The sequence below is a fragment of the Actinotalea sp. genome (assembly GCF_041597215.1).
GTDB lineage: Bacteria > Actinomycetota > Actinomycetes > Actinomycetales > Cellulomonadaceae > Actinotalea.
The window spans coordinates 1-9219 of the sequence record NZ_JBFHHB010000125.1; the positions used below are offsets into that span (position 1 = coordinate 1).

11 protein-coding genes are annotated in these 9219 nt (G+C 73.2%); 4 read left to right on the plus strand and 7 right to left on the minus strand.

The window, feature by feature from the left end; all coding sequences use genetic code 11:
- The 5 genes from ABWK99_RS09975 to ABWK99_RS09995 form a co-directional block, all read right to left on the minus strand.
- On the minus strand, positions 1 to 1067 hold a 1067-nt coding region (locus tag ABWK99_RS09975), incomplete at its 3' end, for a DNA translocase FtsK 4TM domain-containing protein (RefSeq protein ID WP_372594551.1).
- Positions 1068 to 1149: 82 nt separating this feature from the next.
- The gene (locus tag ABWK99_RS09980; protein ID WP_372594552.1) at positions 1150 to 2835 is read right to left on the minus strand and encodes a ribonuclease J; all 1686 of its coding nucleotides are present in this window, start codon (positions 2833 to 2835) and stop codon (positions 1150 to 1152) included.
- Positions 2836 to 2845: 10 nt separating this feature from the next.
- Complete coding sequence (gene dapA, locus ABWK99_RS09985; RefSeq protein WP_372594553.1) at positions 2846 to 3742, minus strand: 4-hydroxy-tetrahydrodipicolinate synthase; 897 nt, start codon at positions 3740 to 3742, stop codon at positions 2846 to 2848.
- Positions 3743 to 3752: 10 nt separating this feature from the next.
- Positions 3753 to 4280, minus strand: a complete 528-nt coding sequence (locus tag ABWK99_RS09990) for a dihydrofolate reductase (protein ID WP_372594554.1) — start codon at positions 4278 to 4280, stop codon at positions 3753 to 3755.
- Complete coding sequence (locus tag ABWK99_RS09995) at positions 4277 to 5077, minus strand: thymidylate synthase (RefSeq protein WP_372594555.1); 801 nt, start codon at positions 5075 to 5077, stop codon at positions 4277 to 4279. Before ABWK99_RS09995 ends, ABWK99_RS09990 begins: the two co-directional genes overlap by 4 nt.
- Before the next feature lie 102 nt (positions 5078 to 5179).
- Here ABWK99_RS09995 and ABWK99_RS10000 point away from each other — a divergent pair, with 102 nt between their 5' ends.
- From ABWK99_RS10000 to ABWK99_RS10015, 4 genes are all read left to right on the plus strand, one after another.
- On the plus strand, positions 5180 to 6667 hold the full coding sequence (locus tag ABWK99_RS10000; RefSeq protein ID WP_372594556.1) for an NAD-dependent succinate-semialdehyde dehydrogenase: 1488 nt from the start codon (positions 5180 to 5182) through the stop codon (positions 6665 to 6667).
- A gap of 71 nt (positions 6668 to 6738) precedes the next feature.
- Complete coding sequence (locus ABWK99_RS10005) at positions 6739 to 7404, plus strand: AzlC family ABC transporter permease (RefSeq protein WP_372594561.1); 666 nt, start codon at positions 6739 to 6741, stop codon at positions 7402 to 7404.
- A gap of 43 nt (positions 7405 to 7447) precedes the next feature.
- Positions 7448 to 7753: an AzlD domain-containing protein gene (locus ABWK99_RS10010; RefSeq protein ID WP_372594557.1), complete on the plus strand. Its 306-nt coding sequence runs from the start codon at positions 7448 to 7450 to the stop codon at positions 7751 to 7753.
- A gap of 9 nt (positions 7754 to 7762) precedes the next feature.
- The gene (locus ABWK99_RS10015) at positions 7763 to 8290 is read left to right on the plus strand and encodes a GNAT family N-acetyltransferase (RefSeq protein WP_372594558.1); all 528 of its coding nucleotides are present in this window, start codon (positions 7763 to 7765) and stop codon (positions 8288 to 8290) included.
- A gap of 93 nt (positions 8291 to 8383) precedes the next feature.
- Here ABWK99_RS10015 and ABWK99_RS10020 read toward each other — a convergent pair whose 3' ends face one another.
- Complete coding sequence (locus ABWK99_RS10020) at positions 8384 to 8836, minus strand: hypothetical protein (protein WP_372594559.1); 453 nt, start codon at positions 8834 to 8836, stop codon at positions 8384 to 8386.
- A partial coding sequence (locus ABWK99_RS10025; protein WP_372594560.1) for a 4-hydroxy-tetrahydrodipicolinate reductase occupies positions 8836 to 9219 on the minus strand: 384 nt, incomplete at its 5' end. The genes ABWK99_RS10025 and ABWK99_RS10020, both read right to left, overlap by 1 nt.

Below are 9219 nucleotides of genomic sequence, written 5' to 3' on the forward strand. Positions count from 1 at the left end.
CCGTCGAGCATGGGCTGCTCACCGCGCGGGACCCCGGTCGGCGTCGGTGCGCGCAGCGCCTCTCCGGCACCTGTCGTCAGGACGGTCGTGGCGACCGCGCCCTGCTCCTCCTGCTCGACGGGCTCGTCCGGATCCGCGTCCGGCGGAACGGCCGGCTCGGTGATCGCTGCGACCTCGAAGGCCTCGTCACCGGAGACGGGCAGGACCGTGGTGGCGTCGTCGAGCGAGGACGGCGCACCGGAGCGCTTGCGCCCCAGCCGCCGCAGTCCGCGGTGCTCCACCTGCTGCTCGGCGAGGGTCGGCATCGTGGCGAGGCTCTCCTCCTCGGCCGGGACGCGGTCCGCCCCGGTGAGGCGGCGATAGCCGGCGCGCAGCCGCGGGACGATCATGTGCACCGGGGTGGCGGTCAGCACGAGGACACCGAAGAACCCGAGGAGCACGAGGATCGGCACGGCCACCCAGACGGTGAGCAGGCTCGTCAGGGGTGCGCCCACGAGGTAGCCGATGACCCCGCCCGCCGGGCGGAGCAGCTCGAGGTCGAGCATCGGGGCGCCGGCCGAGACGTGCGCGATCCCGCAGGCGCTGACGAGAACGGCGCTGAGGCCCACGCCCATCCGCCCGTTCGCGTCGACCCGGTCCGGGTGTCGCATGAGGCGCACGGCGATCGCCAGCAGCAGCAGCGGTACAACGACGCCGATGGCACCGAAGGTCCCCGCGACGACATCGTGGATGACGTCACCTGCGCTGCCGGACAGGCCCCACCACTCACGCGAGGCGATGACGAAGGCGAGCGCGAGGACGGCGAAGGCGGCTCCGTCGCGACGGTGCGCCGGGTCGAGGTCGCGGGCACCGCGACCGATCCGGCGCCCGGCACCGCCGACGACGTGCGCCGCACCCATCCAGGTGCCGCGGACCATGCGCACGGGAAGGGAACGCTGCGCGGGCACGGACGGCCCCCCGGAGCTGCTCGTGCGGGAGCTGCGCCCCGCGTTCTTGCCGGCGCTCGCGGGGCGACCCGAGGCGGCGCGCGACGAGGTCGATCCGCGCGAGGGCGTACGGGTAGCCATGGGGCCACGGTACCGGCCACCCCTGCCGTGGCCCCGGAGGCGGGGCCCAGGGGCGTCGGTGTCGGCTGCGGAGCCGGCCGGCTCAGGCCTCGACGACCACCGGGATGATCATCGGGCGTCGGCGCAGTCGGTTCGAGGCCCAGCGACCCACGACCCGTCGCATGATCTGCTGCAGCTGCTGGGTGTCGAAGGCCCCGCCCGCCGCAGCCTCCTCGAGCGCCTTGGTGATCTCGGGGATGATCGTCTCGAGCACCGAGTCGTCCTCGGCCACACCACGGGCGTGGATCTGCGGACCGGCGATGACCTTGCCGGTGGCGGAGTCGACCACGGCGAAGACCGAGACGAAACCCTCCTCGCCGAGGATCCGCCGGTCCTTGAGCTCGGCGTCGGTGAGCCCCCCCACGCTGGAGCCGTCGACGTAGACGTAGCCGCACGGCACCGCACCGACGATGTTCGCCTCACCGTCGCGCAGGTCGATGACCACGCCGTCCTCCGCGAGCACGACCCGCTCGGGAGGGACACCGGTGCGCACCGCGACAGCGCCGTTCGCGACCAGGTGCCGCACCTCGCCGTGGATCGGCATGACGTTGCGCGGGCGCAGGATGTTGTAGCAGTAGGTGAGCTCGCCCGCCGCGGCGTGACCGGAGACGTGCACGCGCGCGTTGCCCTGATGCACCACATGGGCACCCAACCGCATGAGCCCGTTGATCACGCGGTACACGGCGTTCTCGTTCCCGGGGATCAGGGAGGAGGCGAGCACGACGGTGTCGCCGTGCCCGACCTTGACCGGGTGGTCGCCGTTGGACATGCGCGCCAGGGCCGCCATCGGCTCGCCCTGCGAGCCGGTGGACATGAGCACGACCTCGTCGGGAGGGAGGGCGTCGACCTTGCGGGCGTCGACGAGGATGCCCTCCGGCACGTCGAGGTAGCCGAGCTCGGCCGCGATCCCCATGTTGCGCACCATCGACCGGCCCACGAGGGCGACCTTGCGGCCGTGCAGCGCAGCGGCGTCGAGGACCTGCTGGACGCGGTGCACGTGCGAGGCGAACGAGGCGACGATGATCCGCTGGCTCGCCCCGGCGAACACCGAGTCGAGCACCGGGCCGATCTCCCGCTCCGGGGTGACGAAGCCGGGCACCTCCGCGTTCGTCGAGTCGACCATGAAGAGGTCGACGCCCTCCTCGCCGAGTCGGGCGAAGGCGCGGAGATCGGTGATCCGGCCGTCGAGCGGCAGCTGGTCCATCTTGAAGTCGCCGGTGATGAGCACCATGCCGGCCCCGGTGCGCACGGCGACCGCGAGGGCGTCCGGGATCGAGTGCGTCACCGAGACGAACTCGCACTCGAAGGCGCCGAACCGCTCGACCTGCCCCTCCGTGACCGTGAGGGTGTAGGGCTTGATGCGATGCTCCTTGAGCTTCGCCTCGACGAAGGCGAGCGTGAGCTGGGAGCCGATCACCGGGATGTCGGGGCGCAGGCGCAGCAGGTACGGGACCGCACCGATGTGGTCCTCGTGCCCGTGGGTCAGGACCAGGGCCTCGACGTCGTCGAGCCGGTCCTTGATGTAGTCGAAGTCCGGGAGGATCAGGTCGACGCCCGGCTGGTGGTCCTCGGGGAAGAGCACGCCGCAGTCGACGACGAGAAGGCGCCCGTCGATCTCCAGGACGTTCATGTTGCGGCCGATCTCGCCGAGCCCGCCCAGGGGGACGATCCGGAGGGTCCCGGGCTCCAGCGGTGGCGGGCTCGCGAGCTCGGGGTGCGGATGGGACATCGGGCTCTCCCTAGAGCAGGCCGGTCGCCACCAGGGCGGCGCGCACCTGTGCGGTCTCGGTGTCGTCCGCCTCGACCTGAGGCAGACGCATGGCGGCGCTCGGCAGGTGGCCGAGCATGTGGAGCGTGAGCTTGGAGCGCAGGGCACCGTTCCCGCTGCCGCAGATCAGGTCGACGACGGGCTGGATCGCGACGAATCCGGCGAGCGCGGCGGCGGTGTCGCCCGCGTCGAAGGCGGCGATGATCGCGGCGAGCTCGTCGCCGACGAGGTGAGCCGTCATGCTGACGAGCCCCACCGCCCCCACGGACAGGAACGGCAGCAGGAGGCCGTCGTCCCCGCTGTACCAGGCGAGCCCCGTGCGGGCGATCGACCTCATCGCGGACTGGACGTCCCCGGTCGCGTCCTTCACGGCGACGACGCGCTCGTGCGCGGCGAGCCTGTCGAGCGTCTCGGGGGCGTAGCGCACGGCAGTCCGGCCCGGGACGTCGTAGAGCATGACGGGCAGGTCCGTGGCATCGGCCACCGCGACGGTGTGCCGGTACACGCCCTCCTGCGACGGCCGGGAGTAGTACGGGGTCACGACGAGCAGCCCGTGGGCACCGGCCTCCGCGGCCTTCTCGGCCATCCGCACGGCGTGCACGGTGTCGTTCGACCCTGCTCCGGCCACGACGAGCGCGCGGTCGCCGACGGCGTCCACCACGGCACGCACGAGGTCGGCCTTCTCCGGCGCGTGCGTCGTCGGCGCCTCGCCGGTCGTGCCGTTGAGGACCAGCCCGTCGTGCCCGTGATCGACGAGGTGGACCGCGAGCCGCACCGCGGCGTCGAGATCGACCTCACCCTCCGGGGTCATCGGGGTGACCATCGCCGTCAGGAGCGCGCCGAAGGGGCGCCGGGGGTCGTCCACCATGGGCGACAACCTACCGCCGACGGCGCGCATCCTGCCCCGGGCGACCACCACGCAGATGGGTCACGAAGCGGTACCGCAGGCCCGTGGCGGACAGGGACCAGCCCTCGGCCGGTTCGACGGCCGTCCGGGACCAGCTCTCGTCCAGCAGGGGCGCCCCGGTCCCCGCCCCGACGAGGAGGTCGATCTCCGTGACCTCGGCCCGGTCGGCGTGCTCGAGGAACGCGCCGTAGACCTGCGCCCCACCGATCACCCATGCCGCCCGCCCGCCGACCTGCTCCAGGGCGTCCTCGACCGATCCGACGACGACGGCCCCGTCCAGCTCCAGGCCCGGGGTCCTGCTCAGGACGACGTTCTGGCGCCCCGGGAGCGGACGGAAACGCTCCGGGAGCGACCGCCAGGTCGAGTGCCCCATGAGGACGACGGACCCGGAGGTCAGGCGCCTGAAGTGCGCCAGGTCCTCCGGCAGGTGCCACGGGAGCCCGCCGTCGACCCCGATCACTCCGTCGGCCGACTGCGCCCAGACGAGCGCGAGGCTCATACCGCCACCGGCGCCTTGATCGCCGGGTGGTGCTGGTACCCGTGCAGGCTCACGTCGTCCATCGTGTAGTCCACCAGGGACGCGGCCCGACGCAGCTCGATGCGGGGCGGGGCGAACGCCTCGCGGCCGAGCTGCTCGGTGACCTGATCGACGTGGTTGTCGTAGATGTGGCAGTCCCCGCCGGTCCAGATGAAGTCCCCGACCTCCAGGTCCGTCTGCTGGGCGACCATGTGGGTCAGCAGGGCGTACGAGGCGATGTTGAACGGCACCCCGAGGAAGAGGTCGGCGGACCGCTGGTAGAGCTGGCAGGACAAGCGGCCGTCGGTGACGTCGAACTGGAAGAAGGCGTGGCACGGGGCGAGCGCCATCTGCGGGATCTGCGCGACGTTCCAGGCCGAGACGATGTGCCTGCGCGAGGACGGGTCGCGGCGGATGCCCTCGACGAGCTGGGTGATCTGGTCGACATGGCCTCCGTCCGGCGTCGGCCACGACCGCCACTGGACGCCGTAGACGGGACCGAGCTCGCCGTCGGGGCCCGCCCACTCGTCCCAGATGTGCACGTTCTTCTCGACGAGCGAGCGCACGTTCGACTCCCCGCGCAGGAACCAGAACAGCTCCTCGGCGACGAGCCGGAGCGGGACGTGCTTCGTGGTGACGAGCGGGAAGCCGGCGGTGAGGTCGAAGCGCATCTGGTGGCCGAAGACCGAGCGGGTGCCGGTGCCCGTGCGGTCCGCCTTCGGCGTGCCGTGCTCGAGCACATGACGGAGCAGGTCCTCGTACGGGGTGGGGACGGCCATGCGGGCCATCGTAGGCACTCGTCGCTTCCTCGACGGCGCGGGACACGGGGCCGTCGTCGCGTCGCGTTCCGCTGGGCGCCGTCGAAGGACATACTGGCCCGCATGGCGCCCACGACCTCTCCCGTTCCTCCCACTCTCGCCGCTCATCTGCCCACCGAGCTGCTCATCGGCGGGCACTGGCGCCCGGCCACCGGAGGGGGGACCTTCGCCGTCGAGGACCCCGCCACCGGCGCGGAGCTCTTCGACGTCGCCTCGGCGACCCCGGAGGACGGTGCCGATGCCCTCGCCGCCGCGCACGAGGCCTGGCCGGCCTGGCGGGCCGTGGCACCGCGGGTGCGGGCGGAGGTGCTGCGCTCGGTCTTCGAGACCGTGATGGCGAGGATCGACGACTTCGCGGCCCTCATCACGGCAGAGGGCGGCAAGCCCCTTGCCGAGTCCCGCGCGGAGACGATCTACGGCGCCGAGTACGTGCGCTGGTACTCCGAGCAGGCGGTACGCATCAACGGGATGGTCCGCACCGCGCCCAGCGGGGCGAACCGGCAGATCGTCATGCACCGGCCCGTCGGTCCCGCGCTCCTGGTCACGCCGTGGAACTTCCCGCTGGCGATGGCGACCCGCAAGATCGCCCCGGCCCTCGCTGCCGGCTGCACGGTCGTCATCAAGCCGGCCGGCTTCACGCCGCTGACCACGATGCTCTTCGCCGAGGTGGTGCGGGCGGAGCTCGAGTCCCGTGGACTGCCGACCGGTGTCGTGAACGTCGTGCCCACCGGCTCCTCCGGACGGCTCGTCGGGCCGCTGCTCTCCGACCCGCGCCTGCGCAAGCTGTCCTTCACCGGATCGACGGAGGTCGGTCAGGTCCTGCTCAAGGGCGCTGCGGACGGGGTCCTGCGCACCTCGATGGAGCTCGGTGGCAACGCTCCCTTCCTCGTCTTCGAGGACGCCGACATCCCGGCTGCCGTCCAGGGCGCCGTTGCGGCCAAGATGCGCAACGCCGGGCAGACCTGCGTGGCCGCGAACCGCTTCCTCGTGCACGAGTCCGTCGCCGAGGAGTTCTCCCGCGGGCTCGCCGAGGCCTTCGGCTCGCTCGTGGTGGGTGCCGGCTCCGCGCCGGGGACGACGGTCGGCCCGCTCATCGAGGCCGCGGCCGTGGACAGCGTCGAGGCGATGGTCGCCGACGCCGTCGACGGCGGCGCTCGCGTGCTCGTCGGCGGGGACCGTCCCGACCGCGCGACGCACTCCGGCCACTTCTACAACCCCACGGTGCTCACCGGGGTCTCCCCCGATGCCCGCGCCGTCCAGGAGGAGATCTTCGGCCCGGTGGCGCCCGTCGTGACCTTCGGCTCGGAGGCCGAGGCGCTCGCCCTGGCCAACGGGACGCCGTTCGGGCTCGTCGCCTACGCCTACACGCGTGACGTGGACCGCGCCTTCCGGCTCGCGGAGCAGGTCGAGGCGGGGATGCTCGGGATCAACCGCGGCATGGTCTCCGACGCGAGTGCACCCTTCGGCGGGGTGAAGATGTCCGGTCTGGGCCGCGAGGGCGGCGAGGCAGGGATCGAGGAGTACCTCGAGAGCATCTACGTCGCGCTGTGACGGCGGGCGGGGCCGGGGACGGCGTCGCGCACGGCACCGGCGCCCAGGAGCACGCGGATCGGCGGACGGTCCTGCGTCAGGCCGCCGGTGTCTCGATCGCCACCGGCCTGTACGGGGTCTCGTTCGGTGCGCTGTCCGTCGTCTCCGGGCTCGATGTCCTGCAGACGGTGGCACTGAGCGTCCTGATGTTCACCGGCGGCTCGCAGTTCGCGTTCATCGGGGTGCTCGGGGCAGCGGGCTCACCCGTGGCGGCGGTCTCGACCGCCGCTCTGCTCGGGGTGCGCAACGCGCTCTACGGTGCGGTCGTCGCCCCCCTCCTCGAGGTCGGCGGGGCACGGCGCTGGGCCGCTGCGCAGCTGACGATCGACGAGTCGACGGCGGTGGCGGTCGCCCAGCGCAGCCCCGCGCTCTCCCGGATCGGGTTCTGGGCGACCGGGCTCGGGGTCTTCGTGCTGTGGAACGTGACGACGCTGCTCGGGGCGCTGGCCGGTGCCCGGTTGGGCGACCCGACCCGGTGGGGCCTGGACGCCGCCGCAGCGGCCGCCTTCCTGGGACTGCTGTGGCCACGACTGGCCTCGCGTCGGGCCCAGGGAGTGGCCCTGCTCGCGGCTCTCGTCGCCCTGACGCTCACACCCGTCGTCCCTGCCGGCCTCCCGGTGCTCGCCGCTGCCGTCGTCGCCGTCCTCGCCGGATGGCGGGCCCCCGACTCCGCGCCGGCCTCGGAGCCGCCGGGATGAGCGCCGTGGCGGGCGCCGTGAGCCTCCGGGAGGGGTGGCACCGATGACCTGGATCGCCGTCCTCGCGGCTGCCGCGCTGTGCTTCGCGATCAAGCTGCTCGGTCACCAGGTGCCGACGGACTGGCTCGCCCGCCCTCGGGCCGCGCGGATCTCAGGGCTGCTCACCGTGGCGCTCCTCGCGGCACTCGTCGTGGTGCAGACCGCGACCTCGCAGGGCCGGCTCGTGATCGACGCCCGACTCGCCGCCCTCGGCGTCGCCGCCGTCGCGCTCTGGTTGCGTGCCCCGTTCCTGGTCGTCGTCGTGCTGGCCGCACTGGTCGCCGCGGGGATCCGCGCGCTCGCCGGGTAGCCTGCCGCGATGGCTCTCTTCCACGACCAGGCCGATGTCTCCGTCCGCCCCGCGATCCCGGGGGACGAGTCCATGGTGGCCGCGACCCAGCTGCGCGCCTGGCGCGTCGGGCTCGGATCCCTCGTCCCGGACCTGATGGACCGGATCGACGCCCCCGCGGTCACCGCGCAGTGGGCCGCGGCCATCACCGATCCGCCGAGCGCCGGGCACCGGCTGCTCGTCGCGCTGGACGGGGCGCGCATCGTCGGCCTCGCTGCCCTCGTGCCGGTCGACGGCGGGGTCGAGATCACCGCTCTCGAGGTCGACCCCGACCACCGCCGTGGCGGGCACGGCTCGCGGCTCCTGGCGGCCTGCGTCGACCTCGGGCGTCAAGGTGGTGCCGGACACGTGCAGACCTGGTCCCTCGAGCAGGACGAGGCGCGGAACCAGTTCCTCGGCTCGGCAGGGCTCGGGCACGAGGGGATCTCACGGACGCTGGTCTCCGAGGAGGGCTCCGCCGTCACCCTCGTCGAGCAGCGGTGGTTCGCCCAGATCTGATCGGCCCGGGTCGAGGCCCCGTCCGCCGGGACGTCCGCCCGTAGCCCCGGCGGGTCGCCACCGACACCGCGAGGTACGCGGCCGGGCGGATGGTCAGGCCGCCGCGCCCTGACGTCGCAGACGGACGGCGTTACGCAGGGCGGCCCGCGCCCGGGACCGGTCCCGCGCCGCGTCGTAGGCGAAGCCCAGTCGGAACCAGGCCGCCCAGTCCTGCGGACTGGCCTCGACGTCCTGCTGCGCCGTGGCGAACGCGGCGTCGGCCGCCCCTCGGTCGACCCGCCCGCCGGGGCTCCTCGGGAGGTCGTCGACCGGGAGGGCGCCGCGGCTCGCGAGCTCGTCGGCCATCCGCTGGACCTGCACCGCCATCCACCACTCCCGCGCCAGCAATGCTGCACCGAGCACCGGGACCAGGAGCACGCCGAGACCGAGCAGGATCGCGACCGGCTGACCCGTGGCGATCAGCCCGATGGCCCGCCCCGAGATCGCCACGACGTAGATGAGCGTCAGCAGCGAGATCGAGACGGCGAAGATCATGCCCTTGCGCATCACAGGTCCAGGTAGGAGTCGAGGCCGACGGTCAGCCCGGGGCGCGAGCCGACGGTGCGCACGGCGTGCACGACACCCGGCATGAACGAGACGCGGTCGAAGGAGTCGTGCCGGATCGTCAGCTGCTCCCCCGGGTTGCCGAGCAGGATCTCCTCGTGCGCGACGAGCCCGCGCAGCCGTACCGCGTGCACCCGGATCCCGTCCACGTCCGCGCCGCGCGCGCCGTCGATCCCGGTGCTCGTCGCGTCGGGGACGGGACCGAGGCCTGCCTCCCGACGGGCGGCGGCGATCCCCGCTGCGGTGTGGCGAGCGGTCCCGCTGGGCGCGTCGACCTTGTCCGGGTGGTGCAGCTCGACGACCTCTGCCGACTCGAACCACGGGGC

What these genes read in the sequence shown, in the direction of transcription:
- ABWK99_RS09980 (WP_372594552.1), bottom strand. Translation starts at nt 2,835, where the DNA reads ATGTCCCATCCGCACCCCGAGCTCGCGAGCCCGCCACCGCTGGAGCCC.
- dapA (WP_372594553.1), bottom strand. Translation starts at nt 3,742, where the DNA reads ATGGTGGACGACCCCCGGCGCCCCTTCGGCGCGCTCCTGACGGCGATG.
- ABWK99_RS09990 (WP_372594554.1), bottom strand. Translation starts at nt 4,280, where the DNA reads ATGAGCCTCGCGCTCGTCTGGGCGCAGTCGGCCGACGGAGTGATCGGG.
- ABWK99_RS09995 (WP_372594555.1), bottom strand. Translation starts at nt 5,077, where the DNA reads ATGGCCGTCCCCACCCCGTACGAGGACCTGCTCCGTCATGTGCTCGAG.
- ABWK99_RS10000 (WP_372594556.1), top strand. Translation starts at nt 5,180, where the DNA reads ATGGCGCCCACGACCTCTCCCGTTCCTCCCACTCTCGCCGCTCATCTG.
- ABWK99_RS10010 (WP_372594557.1), top strand. Translation starts at nt 7,448, where the DNA reads ATGACCTGGATCGCCGTCCTCGCGGCTGCCGCGCTGTGCTTCGCGATC.
- ABWK99_RS10015 (WP_372594558.1), top strand. Translation starts at nt 7,763, where the DNA reads ATGGCTCTCTTCCACGACCAGGCCGATGTCTCCGTCCGCCCCGCGATC.
- ABWK99_RS10020 (WP_372594559.1), bottom strand. Translation starts at nt 8,836, where the DNA reads ATGCGCAAGGGCATGATCTTCGCCGTCTCGATCTCGCTGCTGACGCTC.